16 protein-coding genes are annotated in these 19,070 nt (G+C 62.4%); 8 read left to right on the top strand and 8 right to left on the bottom strand.

What is annotated here, in order from left to right:
- Nucleotides 1-59 precede the first annotated feature (59 nt).
- Together G3O01_RS23260 and G3O01_RS23255 are read right to left on the bottom strand one after the other, a co-directional pair.
- Nucleotides 60-1,019 (bottom strand): zinc-binding alcohol dehydrogenase family protein, encoded by a 960-nt coding sequence (locus G3O01_RS23260; RefSeq protein ID WP_205808072.1) that lies wholly within the window; start codon nucleotides 1,017-1,019, stop codon nucleotides 60-62.
- Complete coding sequence (locus G3O01_RS23255) at nucleotides 1,016-1,270, bottom strand: hypothetical protein (protein WP_205808070.1); 255 nt, start codon at nucleotides 1,268-1,270, stop codon at nucleotides 1,016-1,018. Before G3O01_RS23255 ends, G3O01_RS23260 begins: the two co-directional genes overlap by 4 nt.
- 94 nt (nucleotides 1,271-1,364) lie before the next feature.
- On the opposite strand from G3O01_RS23255, the gene G3O01_RS23250 reads away from it, so the two are divergent.
- A complete protein-coding gene (locus tag G3O01_RS23250; RefSeq protein WP_205808067.1) occupies nucleotides 1,365-2,183 on the top strand; it encodes a helix-turn-helix transcriptional regulator in 819 nt (272 codons plus the stop codon).
- Here the strand turns inward: G3O01_RS23250 and G3O01_RS23245 are convergent, their stop codons facing one another.
- The 5 genes from G3O01_RS23245 to mdlC form a co-directional block, all read right to left on the bottom strand.
- Nucleotides 2,184-3,647, bottom strand: coding sequence for a benzaldehyde dehydrogenase (locus G3O01_RS23245; protein WP_205808059.1), 1,464 nt, complete (start codon nucleotides 3,645-3,647; stop codon nucleotides 2,184-2,186).
- A gap of 29 nt (nucleotides 3,648-3,676) precedes the next feature.
- Nucleotides 3,677-5,026, bottom strand: a complete 1,350-nt coding sequence (locus tag G3O01_RS23240; protein ID WP_205808057.1) for an aromatic acid/H+ symport family MFS transporter — start codon at nucleotides 5,024-5,026, stop codon at nucleotides 3,677-3,679.
- Between the two features lie 110 nt (nucleotides 5,027-5,136).
- A complete protein-coding gene (locus G3O01_RS23235) occupies nucleotides 5,137-6,216 on the bottom strand; it encodes an enolase C-terminal domain-like protein (protein ID WP_205808054.1) in 1,080 nt (359 codons plus the stop codon).
- Entirely contained in the window at nucleotides 6,213-7,385 is a 1,173-nt protein-coding gene (locus G3O01_RS23230) for an alpha-hydroxy-acid oxidizing protein (RefSeq protein ID WP_205808052.1), read from the bottom strand. Before G3O01_RS23230 ends, G3O01_RS23235 begins: the two co-directional genes overlap by 4 nt.
- 19 nt (nucleotides 7,386-7,404) lie before the next feature.
- Nucleotides 7,405-8,982 carry a benzoylformate decarboxylase gene (mdlC, locus tag G3O01_RS23225; protein WP_205808044.1) on the bottom strand — a complete coding sequence of 526 codons (1,578 nt, stop codon included), beginning with the start codon at nucleotides 8,980-8,982 and terminating at the stop codon, nucleotides 7,405-7,407.
- Between the two features lie 107 nt (nucleotides 8,983-9,089).
- On the opposite strand from mdlC, the gene G3O01_RS23220 reads away from it, so the two are divergent.
- Entirely contained in the window at nucleotides 9,090-9,983 is an 894-nt protein-coding gene (locus G3O01_RS23220; RefSeq protein WP_205808042.1) for a LysR family transcriptional regulator, read from the top strand.
- Nucleotides 9,984-9,996: 13 nt separating this feature from the next.
- On the opposite strand, the gene G3O01_RS23215 is transcribed toward G3O01_RS23220, so the two are convergent.
- Nucleotides 9,997-11,331, bottom strand: coding sequence for a PLP-dependent aminotransferase family protein (locus G3O01_RS23215; RefSeq protein WP_205808039.1), 1,335 nt, complete (start codon nucleotides 11,329-11,331; stop codon nucleotides 9,997-9,999).
- 87 nt (nucleotides 11,332-11,418) lie between these two features.
- Here G3O01_RS23215 and G3O01_RS23210 point away from each other — a divergent pair, with 87 nt between their 5' ends.
- The 6 genes from G3O01_RS23210 to G3O01_RS23185 all read left to right on the top strand — a co-directional run bounded on the left by G3O01_RS23210 (nucleotide 11,419) and on the right by G3O01_RS23185 (nucleotide 19,068).
- A complete protein-coding gene (locus G3O01_RS23210; RefSeq protein WP_205808034.1) occupies nucleotides 11,419-12,036 on the top strand; it encodes a DJ-1/PfpI family protein in 618 nt (205 codons plus the stop codon).
- A 254-nt stretch (nucleotides 12,037-12,290) separates the two neighbouring features.
- Nucleotides 12,291-14,183 (top strand): methyl-accepting chemotaxis protein, encoded by a 1,893-nt coding sequence (locus G3O01_RS23205; RefSeq protein ID WP_205808031.1) that lies wholly within the window; start codon nucleotides 12,291-12,293, stop codon nucleotides 14,181-14,183.
- A 237-nt stretch (nucleotides 14,184-14,420) separates the two neighbouring features.
- Nucleotides 14,421-15,038, top strand: coding sequence for a glutathione S-transferase (locus tag G3O01_RS23200; RefSeq protein WP_205808028.1), 618 nt, complete (start codon nucleotides 14,421-14,423; stop codon nucleotides 15,036-15,038).
- A 59-nt stretch (nucleotides 15,039-15,097) separates the two neighbouring features.
- Entirely contained in the window at nucleotides 15,098-17,170 is a 2,073-nt protein-coding gene (locus G3O01_RS23195) for a pyridoxamine 5'-phosphate oxidase family protein (RefSeq protein ID WP_205808025.1), read from the top strand.
- Nucleotides 17,171-17,292: 122 nt separating this feature from the next.
- Entirely contained in the window at nucleotides 17,293-18,198 is a 906-nt protein-coding gene (locus G3O01_RS23190) for a LysR family transcriptional regulator (RefSeq protein ID WP_205808023.1), read from the top strand.
- Between the two features lie 30 nt (nucleotides 18,199-18,228).
- Nucleotides 18,229-19,068 carry an AraC family transcriptional regulator gene (locus tag G3O01_RS23185; protein WP_205808020.1) on the top strand — a complete coding sequence of 280 codons (840 nt, stop codon included), beginning with the start codon at nucleotides 18,229-18,231 and terminating at the stop codon, nucleotides 19,066-19,068.
- The last annotated feature ends 2 nt before the right edge of the window (nucleotides 19,069-19,070 follow it).

Raw genomic sequence — 19,070 nt, 5'->3', positions numbered from 1 at the left:
AAAGTCCGGCGTTCATCATAACCGGCATCGATCGAACACCGCCGCGAGATGTCACGCTGTCAAGACTGCATCGTGAACACCGTCCGCGCGCGTCCCGCATCGTTCAGCCAATGCAAGGCCAGTTCTTCCAAAGGCACCGCGAGCGTCGCGATCTCGAGGCCTGCGGGCACAGCCGCGTGCAGCACCTCGCTGACCGCATGCATCAGCCGCTCTAACGGCACACTGCCGATCCCACTACCCATCAAGCTGATCGCCGATGCACGCAGCACCGCGCCAGGCAGTTCAAGCGTCGCGCCGCCAATCGAGCCGATCTGCACGAAGCGCATCGGGTATCCATCAGGCAGTGAGCGCGCTGCACACGTCAGCAATGTTTGCGCGCCCGGTCCCCACAGATAGTCGAGCACGACATCGACGCCTGCGCGGAAATACGGCTCGAACGCGCGCTGCAGCGCCGCTTCGTCCTGAGCGAGCGAAACGACATGATCGGCGCCAAGCACCTTCAACGCGTCGAGCGTCTGTTGATGACGCCCCGTCGCGATCACGCACGCCGCGCCGAGATGCTTCGCGATCTGCACCGCGAGCCGCCCTGATGCGCCCGTCGCGCCGTTGATCAAAACCGTTTCGCCCGAGACGAACTTCGCGCGCTCGGTGAGCGCGGCCCATGACGACATGCCCGGAATCGCCATCGCTGCAGCCTTGACAGGATCGAGCGTTTCGGGAATGGCGAGGCATCGCGCCTGCGGCACGAGCGCTCGCTGCGCGAGACCGCCCGACGGCTCCTTAGGCCCGAAAAAGTACACGCGCGTGCCGTCTTCGCGGCGTCCCACGCCATCGACGCCCGCGACAAACGGAAACCGTCCCGTCGATGAATAATGCGAGCCCGACGCCTTCGCACGTGTGACGTGGCTCAATGCGGAAGCTTCGACGTCGATGAGTACATGGCCCGCTTCAGCCACGGGCGCGTCGAACTCGGCATACACAGGCACCTGGCCCGCTTGCGTAACAACGGCCGCTTTCATGACTGCTCCTCGATCCACACACGCAATTCGCGATTGCGAATTTCCAGCACGTCGAACAAGCCGGTCGCGCGCAGCGCGGGCAACGCATCGACGATATCCGCGGCGGCCTGCGCGCGGGCTGTCTCGCTCGCTTGCGCATCGCTCCATGTCAGCGCGTTGGCAAGAAACGCCGCAACGGTGCCTTTACGGACCGTCGTGCCCTGTATGTCGACCTGATCGACGTGGTCGGGAAGAAACTGTTCGGCTCGCATCGACTGAACTCCTCGAAGTGGTGATGAAGCCAGTCTATGTGTGCAGGATCGGCGCGACTCAGGTATAAAAGCCATTCGATACGGTTTTCCGGCCATGACGATTCCGCTCACTCCGCTGATCCGCCCCGATCTCGTCCTGTCGTCCGATGGGCCTTTTCTGGCTGCCGCCGAACTCACGCAGCGCGAGTCCCGCGCGACGTCCTCGCACAGCCACGCGCGCGGGCAACTAATGGGCGCGCTGAGCGGGCTTGTGTCTGTTGGCGTGAACCGGCAGCAGTGGGTCGTGCCCGCGATTCATGCGATCTGGATTCCCCCGCATTGCGAGCATTCTGTGCGCTCGCACGGTCCGTTCGCCGGGTGGAGCGTGTTTATCGCGGAGCCGCGTTGCGCGGCGCTGCCGTCCGAGCCCCGCGCGATCCGCACGACGCCGCTGCTGCGCGCCGCCGTCAGCCGCGCAGCAAGCTGGGATGGCACGCAACTGGATGCGCAGCAGACACGCATCGCCGACGTGATACTCGATGAACTGGCGGCGTCGAAAGCCGAATCGCTCGGTCTGCCCGCGCCCGAGGATGCGCGGTTGGCCCGCATCACGGATGCGCTGGCCCGCGATCTCTCCGACTCCCGGCGTCTCGAAGAATGGGCGGAATGGGCCGGGCTTTCGCCGCGCACGCTGAGCCGGCGCTTCGTCGCTGAAACGGGGATGAGCTTCGCGCAATGGCGTGCGCAGGCGCGGCTGTTGCGCGCGCTGGAACTGGTCGCGGAAGGCGTCAGCGTGACGACGATCGCGCTCGAACTCGGCTACGACAACGTGAGCGCCTTCATCGACATGTTCAGGCGCGCGACGGGTACCACGCCGGGACGCTACACGGCAGCGAAAGCGTCCCGGCCCGATCGCGATGATGAACGCACGTAACTAGAACGGATAGACGATCGGCTTGTCCACCGCGCTGACCCACTGCGTCTGCGTGAACTCGTGGAGATTCGCCGGTCCGCCAAACCTTCCGCCATTGCCCGACGCGCCCATGCCGCCGAACGGCACCTGGAACTCGTTGTTCACGGTCTGATCGTTGATATGCACCATGCCCGCGCGAACCCGCGACGACATCGCTAGACCGCGCGACAGCGACCGCGTGTGCACGGCCGCCGCGAGTCCATATTCCGATGCATTGACGAGCGCGACGGCTTCATCGTCGATATCGAAGACGGTGATGGGCGCGACGGGTCCGAAGATCTCTTCGGTGAACGCGGGCATGGCGGGTGTGACGCCAGCCAGCACGGTCGGCTGGTAAAACAGGCGCTCATATTGCCCGCCCGCCAGCAGCGTCGCGCCCAACGCGATGCTCTGCTTCACGATCCCGTCGATACGATCCCGCTGCTTCTGATTGATCAGCGGTCCGAGATGCACCTGCTCGCGGTACGGATTGCCGACGTGCAGATTCTTCGCGCGGGCGGCCAGCTTCGTCGCGTATTCCTCTGCAATCGAACGATGCACGAGATGCCGCCCCGTCTGCATGCAGATCTGGCCTTGATGAAGGAACGAACCCCACGCGCCATTCGATGCAGCCGCATCGACATCGGCATCGTCGAGCACGACGATCGCATTGTTGCCGCCCAGTTCCAGCGCGACCTTTTTCAGCATCTGACCGCATACCGCGCCGATCGACCGCCCCACGGCCGTCGATCCCGTGAACGAAATCATCCCGACTTTCTGATGACGCACCAGCGCATCGCCGGTTGCCGGTCCGCCTGGAATCACATGGAACACGCCAGCGGGCAGGCCGGCATCCTCGAATACTTCCGCGAGCAGCAGACCGCCTGCCACCGCGCTTTGCGGATCGGGCTTCAGAATGACGGCGTTGCCGACAGCGAGCGCGGGCGCGACCGAGCGCATCGCGAGAAGAATCGGGAAATTCCATGGCGCGATCACGCCGACGACGCCAATCGGCACGTGCCGGCAGAAGTTCAAACGGCCGGGCATCGAAGACGGATAAAGCTCGCCGTCGGGCTGCATCGTCATCGCGGCGGCCATCAGCAGTTGTTCGCAGGTCGCGTGCAATTCCCACTCTGCTTTGGCGCGCGTGGAGCCGCACTCGCGCACGTTCCAGTCGTTGATCTGCGGCGCGCGCTCTTTCAGCAGACGCGCGGCTTCGCGCAGAATTGCGGCGCGCTGGTCGAATGGTGTCGATGCCCACGCGTGCTGCGCCACATGGGCCGCATTCGCCGCGCGGTCGATATCCTCGGGAAGCCCCATGCCGATGCGCGCGAGTGTTTCGCCCGTCGACGGTTCGATCACATCGGCCGCGCCACCCGCGCTGTTCGTCCATCCGTTAGAAAAAATGCGCCCTTCCCACTTGCGCGTCTGATTGACGTTGGTCATATATCGTCTCCAAAGACAGTTGAATCGCGTTATTCAGCGCGTGCGGCCAGGGTTTGCGCATCGCTTGCAAGCGCCTTGCCGCGCCGTGAGATAAGCAGCACCGCAATGGCCGCCACCACGCCAGGGATTGCGAAAACCATGAAATTGAAACTGATCGGATAACGCTGGTTCAGAAGATAGCCGCCCATCGCCGGCCCGGCAACCGCGCCCAGGCGCCCGGCCGCAGCGGCCCAGCCGACGCCTGTCGATCGAATCGATGCAGGATAGTGCTGCGCGGCGAACGCGTGCACGATGGCGAGCGTGCCAATTGTCGTCGCGCCTGCGCACATCAGCAGCACGTTGAGCACCAGCGGGCTTTGCCGGTATCCGAGCAGATCGATCGACAACGCAGCGACCACGAAAAACAGAAACAGCGTCGGCTTGCCGCCATAGCGATCCGCGAGCCAGCCGCTGAACAAACCGCCGAGCATCGCGCCAACGTTGAGCGTGATCAGGAACGTCAGACTCGAACCGATCGAATAGCCGTTCGCGGACATCAGCTTGGGCAGCCAGGTATTGAGGCCATAGACCATCAGCATGCACATGCCAAATGCGAGCCATAGCAGCAAGGTGTCGACGGCCCGGCCGTTCGTGAACAGTTCGACTGTACGAGAGCGGCCAGACCGATGGCCGTGTTCGTCCGCAAACGCGGCGAGCGCTGCTGCCGTGCCGCGATATTCCGGTGCATAGCGTTTCAGGATCGGCTCGGCCTGCGCATAGCGTCCGTTAGCCAGAAGATAGCTGATCGACTCGGGCAACCAGCGGTAAAGCAAAGGAAAAGTAAGCAACGGCAGGCCTGCAATCAGAAAGTTTGCCCGCCACCCGAACGACGGCGTCACGACCATGCCAGTCAGCGCCGCGATCACACCACCCACCGAAAAGAAACTCAGCATCAACGTGACCATGATGTTGCGCTTGCTGCGCGGCGACATCTCCGTCATCAACGCAACGATGTTCGGCACCATGCCGCCCAGTCCGACACCCGTCAGGAAGCGGCAGACCGTGAACTGGCTTGCGTTGTCGCAGAAGCCGTTGCCGAGCGCAGCAATACCGAACACGATCAGACAGGTGAGAATGACGCGCCGTCGTCCGAAGCGGTCGGACGAACTGCCGAGCGTCAATGCGCCGATCATCATGCCGAACAACGCGCTGCTGCCGATGATCCCCGCCGTGACGGGCGAAAGATGCCATTCGCTCATCAACTGGGACAGCACCGAACCGTAGATCACGAGATCATAGCCGTCGAACAGCATCAGCATCGAACACCAGAACAGGATCATCAGATGAAACCTGTTCACGCGTAGATCCCCCAGCGCATCGTCGAAGATGTTCCGGCTCATGTTTTGTCTCCAAGTTTTTGATGATTGAAATGGCGCTCTTGATGGCGCATTGATTCGGATACCGAATTACATAATTGTCATTCGCACCATTCGATGCGAAAGCGTGTCACTCAAACGAGAAAGCGTTTCACTGCCTCTTCATTCCAGATAATTCCCGCGCCTGGCATATCGTCGATATGCGCCATGCCGTCCTTGAACTGCAGAACAGGTTCGATAACGGGCGCCGCCACGTCCATGCATTCTAGCCAGTGGCATCTTGGACTGACGGCCAGCAGATGCGCGCTGAACTCCTGAAAGATGTGGCTCGACATCGGCAGGCCATGCTGCTCTGCAAGCGCGCTGGCTCGCAGCCACCCCGTCACGCCGCCGATCTTCATGACGTCCGGCATGCACAGATCGCATGCGCCTGCTGCGATCGCCTTCGTCATTTCTTCAGGGCCGAACCAGTTCTCGCCCATTTGTACGGGCGCGTGCAGTGCCTCGCGTATCAATGCGTGACCGACGTAGTCGTGCTGTACGGTCGGTTCCTCTATCCACGCCACGCCTTCCTGTTCGATCACCCGGCCACGGCGCATCGCTTCCGGCACGCTTAGCCCCTGGTTGTAATCGACCATGATCTGCACGGCGTCGCCGACGACTTCACGAATCGCGCGCACCACCTTCACGTCATGCGCGAGCGTCGGATAACCGATCTTCGTCTTGATCGCCTTGAAGCCTGCATTGGCGGCATCGTGTGCGCGCCTTTGCGCGAGATCGACGTCGTCCATGCCGTGGCTGTCGTAGGCGGCAATCGGGCGCGGCACGCCACCGAGCAGCGTCACGAGCGGCACGCCGTGCAGCTTCGCCTTTGCGTCCCACACGGCCATATCGATGCCCGCCGTCGCCATCCGCAGAATGCCCGTATGCCCGATGAGCCTGAACTTCGATTGCATCAGCCTGTCGATTTCGTACGGCGCGACAAGCATGCCCTTTACGAGCACTGCCAGCTCTTCGACCATGCGCTGCACAGGTTTCAATGCCAGCGGCGTATACGTGAACAGATACGCGCTACCGGTTACATTCGCGTCCGTCATCAGGTCGATCAGTACCAGCGGCGCGGTATCGACCGTGCCGACTGCTGTTCTGATCGGATATTGCAGCGGCACGTTGACAGCCCGTGCGCGCAGGTCGGTGATCTGAATATCGTTCATGATTCGAGATAATCCTGAATGGCCGCGACGCGGGAGTCGCGCGGCTCGTGTGTCCAGAGATAATCGCGCGAAAGCCGGTTGATGTCAGCGCAGCCAATCTGCGCGAGCGTCGTATCGATCTCGCTCTTCATGATCGACAGCACGGATTCGACGCCTGGCTCGCCGCGCGCCGCGAGACCGTACAGCGTCGCCCTGCCGAGCAGCACTGCCTTCGCGCCCATCGCAACCGCTTTGACGACATCCGATCCGCGACGGATACCGCTATCGATCAACACAGGCGCATCGACCCGCGATACCGTTTCGCGCAACGCTTCGAACGGCGCAATCGCGCTGTCCAGTTGACGGCCGCCGTGATTCGACAGGATCACGCCGTCTGCGCCGAGCGCAATGCAGCGCTGTGCATCGTCGGCACGGCTGATGCCTTTGATCAGCAGCGTGTGCGGCCACCGATCGCGCAACCACTTCAGGTCGTCCCACGCGAAACTCGCGTCCATCTGACGGCTCATCAATGCGGCCTGCAATTCCGTGTCCTTGACATCGGCGCTGGCAAAGTTCGCCAGTTGCGGCATGCCGTGCCGCAGCAAATCCAGCGACCAGCGCGGATGCAGCGCGCCATCTGCGATCGTGCGCAGGCTGTAGTGCATCGGCATGCCGAAGCCGTTGCGCATGTCGCGCTCGCGCTTGCCGTTGACGCCGACATCCGTGGTCAGGATCAGCGTCGTGTAGCCCGCGGCCAATGCACGCTTGACCAGCAGTTCCGCCAGCTTGCGATGCACGACGTAAAGCTGGAACCACAATTCGCCCGTCGCCGCCTTCGCGACCTGCTCGATCGAAGCCGTCGATGCCGTCGACAGCGCGAACGGAATGCCAAACTTGCCCGCCGCGCGCGCGAGCGCGATATCGCCGTCGGGCCAGAAGATGCCGTTCAGTCCCGTCGGCGCGATTACAAGCGGTGCAGTCAGCGGCTTGCCGAACAGCGACGTCTGCACATCACGCCTGCTCACATCGACGAGACGCTTCGGCTGAAACTTCGTCGCTTGATAGACGTCGCGATTGTGTTGCAATCCCGTTTCGTCTTCCGCGCCGCCTTCCAGATAATCGAAAACGATCTTGGGAAGCCGCTTCTTCGCGAGTGCACGAAAGTCCGCGACGTTGACTGGCTTGCTCATAGCTCGGTCCTTTGCATTCTCAGGCGCGCGTCTCGACCTCGATGAGCATCGGCTTGTTGCTCGCGAGTGCCTGTCGCAATGCGCGCGTGAGCGTTTCGCCAGAGTCCGCATGCAACGCCTCCACGCCATAGCCGCGCGCCAGTGCGCAAAAGTCGAGACCCGGCACATCGAGCCCCGGCACGTTTTCAGCGTGCAACACGCCCGCGAACCAGCGCAGCGCGCCATACGTGCCGTTCTTCATGATGATGAAGATCGCTGGAATGTTGTATTGCGCGGCGGTCCACAGCGCCTGAATGCCGTAATTCGCTGAGCCGTCACCGATCACGCCGATTACGCGGCGCTCCGGCTTCGCAAGCTGAATGCCGACTGCTGCAGGCAATGCAAAGCCGAGCCCGCCCGCTGCGGCGAAGTAGTAGCTGCCCTGCTCCGTCACGCGAAGGCGCTGCCACAACGTGTTCGTCGTGGACGTCGATTCGTTCACGTAGATTGCATCGCGCGGCGCCATGTCGTCGAGTATGTCGAATACGCGTTCCGGCGCGAGCGGGCCCGCCTGCTCCTCGGCTGGCTCCGGACGACGCATCGCAGCAGGCATCGGCCGCGTGCTCTGCGTGACTCGTCCAGCCAGCGCACGCAACGTAGGCGCGATATCGGCGATGATCGCGTCGCCCATCGGCGCGCGCGTCGCTTCGTTGATGTCGCAGGTGATCGCGATCAGGCGCGTGCCTTTCGGCAGGTACTCGCCCGGCTCGTACTGGTGATAGCGGAACACCGGCGCGCCGACGACCAGCACGACGTCGTGCCCTTCCAGCAACCGGCTGATGCTCGCGATACCGGCCGGCAGCAAGCCTCGGAAGCACGCGTGCGTAGTCGGGAACGAACAGCGCGGGGCGGAAGGCGCCATCCAGACGGGCATCGACAGTTTTTCGGCCAGTGTCACAGCGAAGCCGTTCGCGGCCGCAGCATCGACGTCCGGCCCGACGACCAGCACCGGGTTCCTCGCCTGCTCCAGCGTGCTAGCGAGCCGCGCGAGCGTCTCGTCCGACGGCACGCCCGCGAGTTCGACACGCCGCCCCGCGAGATGCTCGACGCCCGGCGCCGCTTCCTGCTTCCAGTCGTCATACGGCACGGACAGATAAACCGGACCCTTGGCAGGCGTAGCCGCCGTATGAATCGCGCGGCTCAGCGCGAGCGGTACTTCCTGCGCACAGGCAGGCTCGCAGCTCCATTTGACGAGCGGACGCGGCAGATTCGGCGCATCTACATTGGCGAGCAGCGCTTCGACGCCGACCATCGCACGCACCTGCTGGCCCGCAGTCACGACGAGCGGCGTGTGCGAATTCCACGCGTTGGCGAGCGCGCCCATCGCGTTGCCCGTCCCCGCGGCGGAGTGCAGATTGACGAGCGCGGGCTGCCCGGTCGCTTGCGCGTAGCCATCGGCCATGCCGACCACGGCGCCCTCGTGCAGCCCGAGGATGTAGCGGAAATCGGTGGGAAAGTCCTGCAGAAACGGCAGCTCGTTCGAGCCGGGATTTCCAAAGAACGTCGTCAATCCTTGCTCGCGAAGGATTTCATAGCATGCCTGGTGGACTGTTTTCATAGCGGTCTTCCTGATCAACAGGTTCATGCTAGGCAGCGACACCCGATAAATCCAATCATCGTTTTTTTGTTCTTATAATAGAACGTGTCTATATTCCTCTCGCCGACGTGACCACAGACCTCAACCTGATCCGCACCTTCGTCGCGATCTACGAGACCCGGAGCGTCAGCGCCGCAGCGCGCCGGCTGAGCATCACGCAGCCGTCCGTCAGCTATTCGCTGAATCGTCTGCGCGACCTGCTGCAAGATCCGCTCTTCACGCGCACGCGCGACGGCATGGTGCCGACTTTCAACGCGACACAACTGTTCAACGCATTCAAGAGCGCGCTAGACAGCATCGAAACGGCGATATCGGCGACCCGGCAGTTCGATCCAACCGATTCGAACCGCTGCTTCCGGCTCGCGCTTTCCGATCTCGGTGAACTGCATTTCCTGCCGTTTCTGGTGCGCGAACTTCAGGCCATCGCGCCTTCGGTGGAACTGGAGATCGTGCAGATCGATAGCGAGCGGATCACGGAATGGCTGCAAACGGGCAGCGTGGATGCAGTGGTGGGCAATCTGCAATTCGTCGGCGGGCAGGTGCGCAAGAAGGCGCTGTTCACCGAGAGTTATTCGTGTCTGCTCAGCGCGTCGCATCCTTCAATCCGCGACACGATGACGCTCGCGGATTATGTGTCGGCCAATCACGTCGTGGTCGCGCCGTTCACGGGTCATCATCTTGTCGAAGATGTCACGGCAAGCATGGGACTGACCCGCAAGATTTCGCTGCGCGTGCCGCATTTCACGAGTCTCGTCGCGGTGATCGCGTCGAGCGATCTCGTGCTGACGCTGCCGACGCGCATCGCGTCGTCATTTGCGAGCGACGGCAGAATGCGCGTGTTGCCGCTGCCGCTGGAGATACCGCCGTTCGAGGTGAATCTGTACTGGTATCCGCATGCGGAAGATTCAGCCGCGCAGCAGTGGTTCTGCGACACGATCGCGCAGAGTCTGAGCGACGTGTAACGCTTCAACTGCTTCAATACGCGTAGTTGCCTATCACCTGTCTGACCTTTTCCAGCGATTCACGCAGCACATCGAGTTCGACGGAACCCAATGCAAGCCGCACCGCGTGCGGCACATGCTGCGAAGTCGCATAAGGTTCGGCCGTCGATACAGAAATCTGCTCGCGCATCAGCGCCGCTGCAACCCGATCGGCGCGCACTTCTTCCGGAAACGGCAGCCACACAAAATACGACGAAGGGTGACGAATGCAATCGAGCCCTTTGAGAATGTCGGCGGCCATCGATTGCCGGATCTTCGCGTCGCGACGCTTCTCTGCTTCGAGCCGCTTGACGGTGCCGTCCTCGAGCCACGCGCACGCAATCGCCGTCATCACGCCGGGCGTATTCCAGGTTGTCGCGCGGATGATCCGTTCTATCGCCTTCATCGATTCAGCAGACGCGACCACATAGCCCACGCGCAACCCCGTAGCGATGTTCTTCGAAAAGCCCGACACGTACACGGTCGTCTCGGGCGCAAGCGCAAAGAGCGGTGCGGGCGGTTTGTCGGCGAGAAACGCGTAGGCGGCGTCTTCGATAATCAATAACCCATGACGCCGCGCTATCGATACGAGTTGCTTGCGCCAGCGCGCGCTCGTCACCCAGCCAAGCGGATTGTGCAGCGTCGGCATCACGTAGACGACACGCACGCGGCGTGTCTTGCACAAGTGCTCGAGCGCGTCGAGATCGAACCCTTGTCCTGCCGCAGGAATCGGCGCCAGTTCCAGACGACACGCTTCGGCCAGCACCTTGAAACCCGGATACGTCAACGTGTCGACGGCGACTACATCGCCCGGTTGCAGCAACGCCATTACAGTCGCCGCCAGCCCGAACTGCGCGCCGTTCACGAGCGACACCTGCTCCCAGCCGACTTCGACTCCGCGCGACGCCAGATGCCGCGCCACGGCCGCGCGTTCATGCTGCCGCCCGCCGTGCGGCTGATAGCGCAACAGGCTTTCCAGATCACCGGATGCAGCAAGCTGACGCAACGCGCTGCGCAACAGTTCAGTCTGGCCTGGCAGCGCCGGATAGTTGAAGTTCAGGTCGACCATACCCGCCGCAAGCGCAAACTGGTCGATGCCCTGCCGCGACGGCAGCGAAATCTCGCGCACGAACGTGCCGCGCCCTGTTTCTCCGCTTACAAGCCCCATCGCCGCGAGTTCGGCGTAGACGCGCGTTGCCGTAACGAGCGCGAGCCCGTGCCTCGATGCAAGCTGACGATGCGTCGGCAGCCGCGTGCCTGCCTGTAGACGTCCCGCGCGGATATCCGCGGCGAGCGCATCGACCAGCGCCTTGTAACGGGGTTGAGCCATATGCAGATGTATCCATGACAATTATTTGATTGTAATGGTATCGGCGCATAGCATGTCTTTACCTCATTCATCGACACGCGCGACATCATGCACATCGCCATTCTCACGTTCGAAGGCTTCAACGAACTCGATTCGATCATCGCGCTCGGCATTCTCAATCGCATCAGGAAGCCGGGCTGGCGCGTGTCGCTCGCGACGCCGCATGCGCGCGTCAAATCGATGAATGGCGTGACAGTCGAAGGGCAAATTGCGTTGCGTGAAGCAAATACTGCGGATGCAGTGATCGTCGGCAGCGGTGCACTGACACGTAACGTCGTCGCCGATCAGACGCTGATGGAGCAGATGCAATTCGATCCGACTCGCCAGCTGCTCGCCGCGCAGTGCTCCGGCACGCTCGTGCTGGCGAAGCTCGGGCTACTTGATGGCGTGCCCGCCTGCACGGATCTCACTACGAAGCCGTGGGTCGAGGAAGCGGGCGTGGCAGTACTCAACCAGCCGTTCGTCGCGCGAGGCAATGTAGCGACGGCGGGCGGCTGTCTCGCGTCGCAGTATCTTGCCGCGTGGGTGATTGCGCGCCTTGAAGGTGTCGATGCAGCCGCGAGCGCGATGCACTACGTTGCGCCTGTCGGTGAAAAGGAAGAGTACGTTGCGCGGGCGATGCGCAATATCACGCCATTCCTGCAGCAGACAAACGCGCACGCGTGAAGTACGAAATGCGGCATCGATAACCTGTTTGCCGCGTTATCGTCATAACAATCGCGACACTTTTTCGCACTAAAACGACATCGAAAAACAGTGCAAAAAAAGCAACATAAAAATTAATCGAATCTTCATCTGATCTGCTCAAGCCGACCCGATATCGGCCGACAACCAACGTAATCGACGATGCGCATCGCTTCATTTTCTGCGCACCGTCAGACGGTATCGGGTAGTCGTTCGTCATGGGGCATGAGGTCATTTTGAAGCTTACTGATTCGATCGCATTCAAGTTCAGCGCGGCATCGGGTGCCGCGCTCGCAGTCATCGTCATTCTTCTCACGACAGTTGGTGCATTGAACGTGCGTCATCAGGCTGTCGACGAGTTCGAGCAGTCCAGTCACGCGCGTATCGTCCAGGCCGACGAATCGCTCGACGTGAGCTTCAGGGAAGTCGAACAGAACCTCAACTATCTGACGCAAACAGCGCAACTCAAATCCGCCGACCAGAGCATTACCGACTATCTGAATCACGGCGGCCAGATGACGCCGGACAAGAACGGCGAAATCGAAAAGACGATCTTCGCGCTGCTCAAGCAATTCGGCGACACGCATCCCAACATGCGCTATCTCGACATCGGGACGCGCTGGGGCGGTTATGTGCAATGGCCGATCGAAAGCCTGAATGGCGAGCACTACGATCCGCGTGTGCGGCCGTGGTATCAACTGGGGATGACGGCGCCCGATCGCGTCGTGCGTCCTGCGCCGTATCTGAGCGCGGCCGGCTCGGGCGGCGCGATCATTCCGTTCGCGCGCGTCGTCAAAGACAGCAAGGACGAGATTCTCGGCGTGCTCGAAGGCGACATCTCACTTGACGATTTCGCGAGGCTCACGAGCGGCATCCAGTTCGGCAAAACGGGCTATCTGCTCGTCACCGACAGCAGCGGAAAAATCCTGATCGATCCGCGCGACAAGAAACACGAATTCAAGGAACTCAAAGGCCTTGGCGGCGGATACGAACAACTGTCCAATGCAGGCGACGGACTTGCCGGCGTTCAGATGGACGGCGTCGACTACCGGTCGTTCGTCTACACGTCGCCGAAAAATGGCTGGAAGTACTACGCGCTCGTGCCCGAAGCGGAAATGATGTCGGCCGCGAACCGGCTCACGTGGACGCTGATCGGCATGGGCCTGCTGGTGCTCGTCGTTGCCGTGCTGATCATGGTTGCACTGGGACGCCGGATGACCGATCCCATCCGCAACCTCGCCAACTCGATGCACGAAATCGCATCCGGCGATGGCGACATGACGCGCCGTCTGCCTCAACTCAGCCACGACGAAGTCGGTCATCTCGCGAAACAGTTCAACGCCTTCGTCGAAAAGCTGCATGGCGTGCTGCTGAAAGTGATGACGAATAGCCGGCATCTCGAACTTGCCGCAAGTGAAGTGTCCGCGGGCAATCTCGACCTGTCGTCGAGAACGGAACAACAGGCCGCGTCGATCCAGCAAACGGCCGCGAGCATGGAAGAACTGGCGGGCACCGTGCGCGGCACCGCCGATCAGGCGAAGAGCGCCAACGCCGTCGCTGAGAATGCCGTCGAAGTCGCGCGTCGCGGCAACGAAGCCGTGGCGGGCGCGGCGAAGACGATGAATACGGCCGTCGAACAATCGGGGCGCATCGTCGGCATTGTCGGGATGATCGAAGGCATTGCGTTTCAGACCAACATCCTCGCGCTAAATGCCGCCGTCGAATCCGCGCGGGCGGGCGAGAGCGGGCGCGGCTTTGCCGTCGTCGCCGCGGAAGTGCGCAACCTCGCGCAACGTTCGACCAGCGCGGCGAAAGAGATCAAGGCGCTGCTGGAAGCTTCCGTCGGCAATGTCGAAGCGGGCGCCGAGCAGGTCAATCTGGCGGGCAAGACGATCGCGGAACTGACGGACGCTGTTTCCAATCTCGCGACCATCACCAGTGAGATCGCCGATTCCGCTCGCGAGCAAAGCCGGGCGATCGGCGAGGTCAATCAGGCTGTCTCGCTGATGGATCAGTCGACGCAGCAGAACGCGGCGCTCGTCGAAGAGATGGCTGCCGCATCCGAATCGCTCAGCACACAGGGCAAGGATCTGAACGCGACGGTGGGATTCTTCAAGCTCGGCGCCTGACGACCGCGACAGTCGCCGTTTTGTGGCGTCATCCGGACAGGGTTCCTGCGCCGCGAGGACCTTCAGCCAGCCGCCTGACGCGGCCCGCGCCACTGTTCTCGCGGGCCGCAGCACCGTTCTCGTTTCGAGAAGTATGAATTGACCTGGCGACGGATTCTGTTGAGGGCCTGGCGTCCCTAGACTTCGGTCTCAAGTGATCTGGATATCCCAGTCACCTCTGACCCAAGGAAACTCGCCATGAAGCTCTACTACCATCCGCTGTCCGGCCACTCGCACCGCGCCCGCCTGTTCCTGTCGCTGCTCGGCATCGGGCACGAGCTGATCCAGGTCGATCTCGCCGCCGCCGAGCACAAATCCGCCGAATTCCTGAAGCTCAACCGTTTCGGCCAGGTGCCCGTTCTCGTCGACGGCGACACCACGATCGCCGATTCCAACGCGATTCTCGTCTACCTCGCCCGCAAATCGGGCAAGACCGACTGGCTGCCGCAAACGCCCGCGCTCGAAGCCGCCGTGCAGCGCTGGCTGTCCGTCGCCGCCGGCGAGATCGCCTTCGGCCCGGCCGCCGCGCGACTCATTACCGTGTTCGGCGCAAAATACAACGCCGAAGAGCTGATCGCCCGCGCCCACCGCATCCTCACGCTGATCGACGAAGAACTGGCCGGTCGCGAATTCATCGCCCAGCCGCATCCGACGATCGCCGACGTCGCGCTGTACAGCTACATTGCGCGCGCGCCGGAAGGCAACGTCGACCTGTCGTTCTACCCGAACGTGCAGGGATGGTTGCGCCGCATCGAGGCGCTGCCCGGCTTCGTCGAGTTCCAGAAGACGCCCGTTGGCCTCACTGCCAATAGCTGAGCACACGCCCTCGGGAAGCCCAACGCGCGGCTTCCCCACTGCTACTCCCGGAGGCAATCATGAGCACGGCATCGACGGACAAGGGATCGCCCTGGCACGCAGGCGAAATCGCGCTGCAGGAGAAAGTCGGCGTGGTGGCGAAGATGAACGAGCTCGGCCGCCGCGTGGTGCGCGACTACTTGCCGGACCAGCATCGCACGTTCTACCGGCAACTGCCGTTCATCGCGGTCGGCACGGTTGCCGACGACGGCGACGTGTGGGCAACCTTTGTCACCGGTCAGCCGGGTTTCATGCAGTCGCCGACCGAAAAAATCCTGCACATGCAACTCGCCGCCGATCCGCAGGACCCCGCATCCCCGGGACTCTATGACGGCGCGGCCATCGGCCTGCTCGGGATCGAGCTGCATACGCGCCGCCGCAATCGCATGAACGGCAAGGTGCACGGCAAGACGGCGCAAGGCTTCGATATCGAAGTGGTGCAGAGCTTCGGCAATTGCCCGCAGTACATTCAGGCGCGCGATTTCGAGTTCATCCGCGAACCGGGCGTCTTCTCCGACGTCGCACCCGCCGAATCCGCCACTCTGACCGGGCGTGCCCGCAAGATGATCGAAGCGGCGGACACGTTTTTCGTGGCGTCGTATGTGGGTGACGGCGAGCAACGCCAGGTCGACGTGTCGCATCGCGGCGGCAAGGCGGGCTTCGTGCGGATCGGCGATGACGGCCGGCTGACCATTCCCGATTTCGCCGGGAATCTGTTCTTTGCGACGCTCGGCAATTTCCTCATCAACCCGCGCGCGGGACTGATGTTCGCCGACTTCGAAACGGGCGACGTGCTGCAACTGGCGGGCGAAGCCACCGTCGATCTCGATTCGCCTGAAATCGCCGCGTTTCAGGGCGCCGAACGGCTGTGGCATTTCACGCCGCGACGCGTGATCTATCGCGAAGGCGCGTTGCCGCTGCGGTGGAAGTTCCAGGCCAACGGCTGGTCGCCGAATTCGCTGATGACAGGCAGCTGGGACGAAGTGACAAGCCGCCTGAAGGCCGCCGAACTGGCGAATGCATGGCGCCCGTTCAAGGTGACGAATGTCGTCGATGAAAGCTCGACGATCCGCTCCTTCCACCTCGAACCGACCGACGGCGCGGGCCTCATTCCGCATGTCGCCGGTCAGCATCTGCCGATTCGCGTCGCGCTGCCCGGTCACGAGAAGCCGGTGATCAGAACCTACACGCTGTCGACGGCGCCCGCCGATGCTCTGTACCGCATCAGCGTGAAGCGCGATGGGCTCGTATCGTCATATCTTCACCACACGCTGCATATCGGCAGTGTCATCGAAGCGCGCGCACCCGCCGGCCAGTTCACGATCGATGCCGCCGAGCGCCGCCCCGCCGTGCTGCTCGCGGCAGGCGTCGGCGTGACGCCGATGCTCGCGATGCTGCGGCATGTCGTCTACGAAGGGCTGCGCAAGCGGCGCGTACGCCCGACATGGTTCTTCCATTCGGCGCGCTCGCTGAAGGAACGCGCGTTCAGCCGCGAAATCGAACGGCTCGCGATGTCTGCGAACGGCGCGGTGAACGTGATTCGCGCCCTGAGCGATACCGACGGCGCGCGCGAAGGCAAAGACTTCGACGTGGAAGGCCGTATCGACGTCGCGCTGCTGTGCGACACGCTACCCTTCAACGACTACGACTTCTACCTGTGCGGTCCCGGCGCATTCATGCAGTCGATGTACGACGGTTTGCGCGATCTCAACGTCGCCGACAATCGCATCCATGCCGAGGCATTCGGTCCATCCGGGCTGCAACGCAGAAAGGACAGCGCGGCCGCCTCGGGCCCGGTGCGCGTCGCAGCCGATCAACCCGTGCCCGTCGCGTTCGTGAAGTCGGGCAAGGAAGCGCGCTGGAATCCGGACAGCGGCTCGCTGCTGGAACTCGCGGAAGCGCGCGGGCTGAATCCTGAATTCGGTTGTCGTGGCGGCAGTTGCGGCACGTGTCGCACGCGTATCGTGCAGGGCGCCGTGGCCTACACCGTCACACCGGAATTCACGGTGCCCGACGACGAAGCACTGATCTGTTGCGCCGTGCCCGCAAACGCGGAAACGGGCGGCGGCGACCGTCTTCTGCTCGATCTTTGAAGGCGTATGGCAAGCGGCGCATTTCGAAACGCTGATATCCTTGGCGCTACCTTGCCTGCCGACGCACAGCGTATAGCCCGTCGACAGGCGCTTCTATCACCTTCCTGCTCGTCTCCTCAGACATGGACCGGCTCCAGGCAATGAACACCTTCGTGACGGTTGTCGAGACGGAGGGCTTCGCGTCGGCGGCGCGCAAGCTCAACGTCTCGCCGTCCGTCATCAGCCGGGTGATGAACGAACTCGAAGAGCATCTCGGCGTGCGGCTGTTGACCCGCACGACGCGCGTCGTGCGAATGACCGATGCGGGTGCGACGTTCTTCGAGGATTGCCGCCGCATTCTCGCCGAGGTCGAAACGGCCGAGCTTTCTGCGGCGGGCGCCAACACCACGCCGCGCGGCCAGTTGACTGTCACGGCACCTGTGATGTTCGGCAAGATGTATGTGACGCCGATCGCTCACGATTACCTGACGTGCTATCCCGCCGTCACGCTCAATTGCTGGTTTCTGGACCGTGTCGTGAATCTCGTCGATGAAGGCGCGGATGTCGCGATCCGTATCGGCGAGTTGCCGAGTTCTTCGTTGCAGGCCATCGCTGTCGGCAAAGTACGGCGCGTGTTGTGCGCGTCGCCCGCGTATCTGGACAGGCATGGCGTGCCGCAACATCCCGACGATCTCGCGTCTCACGTCACCATTCAGGCAACGGGCCTCACGTCCGCGCCCGAATGGCGCTTTCGCGTCGACGAAAAGCCGCTGACCATACCGATCCAGCCGCGCCTTGTGACGACCACGAACGACTCGGCAATTACGGCTGCACTGGCGGGACTGGGCATCGTGCGTCTGTTGTCGTATCAGGTCGCGCGCGAAATAGCGGACGATACGTTACGAGTCGTGCTGGCCGATTACGAGCTTCCGACCTTGCCCGTGCATGTCGTGCATCGGGAAGGCAAGCATGCGAACCAGAAAGTGCGCGCATTTCTCGATCTCGCGATCGAAACGCTCAGGGCGAAAGCGTGCCAGTGGCATGCGTAGCGCCAGTACACATTCAATTCCGAAGCCTCCTTGAAACACGACACGCACTCCGGAACGCACGACCACGCGCAGTATGGCTATGTCGACGGCACGGGCATCGAAGTGCTGCATGCACGCTTCGAGCGCCATCGGTTTGCTGCGCACGCGCACGATACGTGGGCGATCGGCGCGGTGATACGCGGTGCAAAAAATTCGATGACGAGTGCGCGGCAACCCAACATCGTCAGTGCCGGCGAGGTGTACGCAATCCCGCCGCACGTCGCGCATGCGGGCATGTCGATCGGCGAGCGCGGTTGCGAATACGTGATGCTGTATGTGCCCGATGACGAATGGCGCTTGCAGTGCGATATCCATCGCGTTTCGCCGCACGCGTTTTCGCGGCCTGTGCCGATGCATGACGCGATTGCTCCATTCGTGCAATTCGCCGCGCTGTCGATGCAAGCATCACCGGCGTTGCCGGATGCATGGTCCCAACTGTGTGAAGCGTTGTTGGGCGCGATGAGCGGGCACAATGCGTCTGCACCGTCTTCCAATGCGCTCGCTGATAAACGTCTGCACGACGCGCGTGCGTATTTGCAAGCTTTTTCCAGCCGCAATGTATCGCTCGATGAACTGGCGCGCGAGGCGTCGCTCTCAACGTCAGAGTTGTGTCGCCGCTTTACTGCCGCGTTCGGGCTGAGTCCGCATCGCTATCAGTTGGTGGTGCGTCTGAAGACCGCCAAGCATCTGTTGCTGGACGGCCTGACGCTGTCCGATGTCGCCGCAGCAACCGGTTTCGCTGATCAGAGCCATCTGGGGCGGCATTTCAAGGCCATGTTCGGCATAACGCCGGGCGCAGTAGCGCGGCGCAGCAGCGCAAAAACGTTCTAGAT

Source organism: Burkholderia sp. Ac-20365, from assembly GCF_017104715.1.
Taxonomy (GTDB): domain Bacteria; phylum Pseudomonadota; class Gammaproteobacteria; order Burkholderiales; family Burkholderiaceae; genus Paraburkholderia.
The sequence above is the reverse complement of the archived record's forward strand: the minus strand, read 5'-3'. Positions and strand labels throughout refer to the sequence as shown.

Excerpts from the sequence above, each read along its gene's own strand:
- G3O01_RS23190 (WP_205808023.1), top strand. The coding sequence starts at position 17,293 with ATGGACCGGCTCCAGGCAATGAACACCTTCGTGACGGTTGTCGAGACG.
- G3O01_RS23230 (WP_205808052.1), bottom strand. The coding sequence starts at position 7,385 with ATGAGCAAGCCAGTCAACGTCGCGGACTTTCGTGCACTCGCGAAGAAG.
- G3O01_RS23250 (WP_205808067.1), top strand. The coding sequence starts at position 1,365 with ATGACGATTCCGCTCACTCCGCTGATCCGCCCCGATCTCGTCCTGTCG.
- G3O01_RS23245 (WP_205808059.1), bottom strand. The coding sequence starts at position 3,647 with ATGACCAACGTCAATCAGACGCGCAAGTGGGAAGGGCGCATTTTTTCT.
- G3O01_RS23235 (WP_205808054.1), bottom strand. The coding sequence starts at position 6,216 with ATGAACGATATTCAGATCACCGACCTGCGCGCACGGGCTGTCAACGTG.
- G3O01_RS23260 (WP_205808072.1), bottom strand. The coding sequence starts at position 1,019 with ATGAAAGCGGCCGTTGTTACGCAAGCGGGCCAGGTGCCTGTGTATGCC.
- G3O01_RS23195 (WP_205808025.1), top strand. The coding sequence starts at position 15,098 with ATGAGCACGGCATCGACGGACAAGGGATCGCCCTGGCACGCAGGCGAA.
- G3O01_RS23200 (WP_205808028.1), top strand. The coding sequence starts at position 14,421 with ATGAAGCTCTACTACCATCCGCTGTCCGGCCACTCGCACCGCGCCCGC.
- G3O01_RS23240 (WP_205808057.1), bottom strand. The coding sequence starts at position 5,026 with ATGAGCCGGAACATCTTCGACGATGCGCTGGGGGATCTACGCGTGAAC.
- G3O01_RS23255 (WP_205808070.1), bottom strand. The coding sequence starts at position 1,270 with ATGCGAGCCGAACAGTTTCTTCCCGACCACGTCGATCAGGTCGACATA.
- G3O01_RS23215 (WP_205808039.1), bottom strand. The coding sequence starts at position 11,331 with ATGGCTCAACCCCGTTACAAGGCGCTGGTCGATGCGCTCGCCGCGGAT.
- mdlC (WP_205808044.1), bottom strand. The coding sequence starts at position 8,982 with ATGAAAACAGTCCACCAGGCATGCTATGAAATCCTTCGCGAGCAAGGA.
- G3O01_RS23210 (WP_205808034.1), top strand. The coding sequence starts at position 11,419 with ATGCACATCGCCATTCTCACGTTCGAAGGCTTCAACGAACTCGATTCG.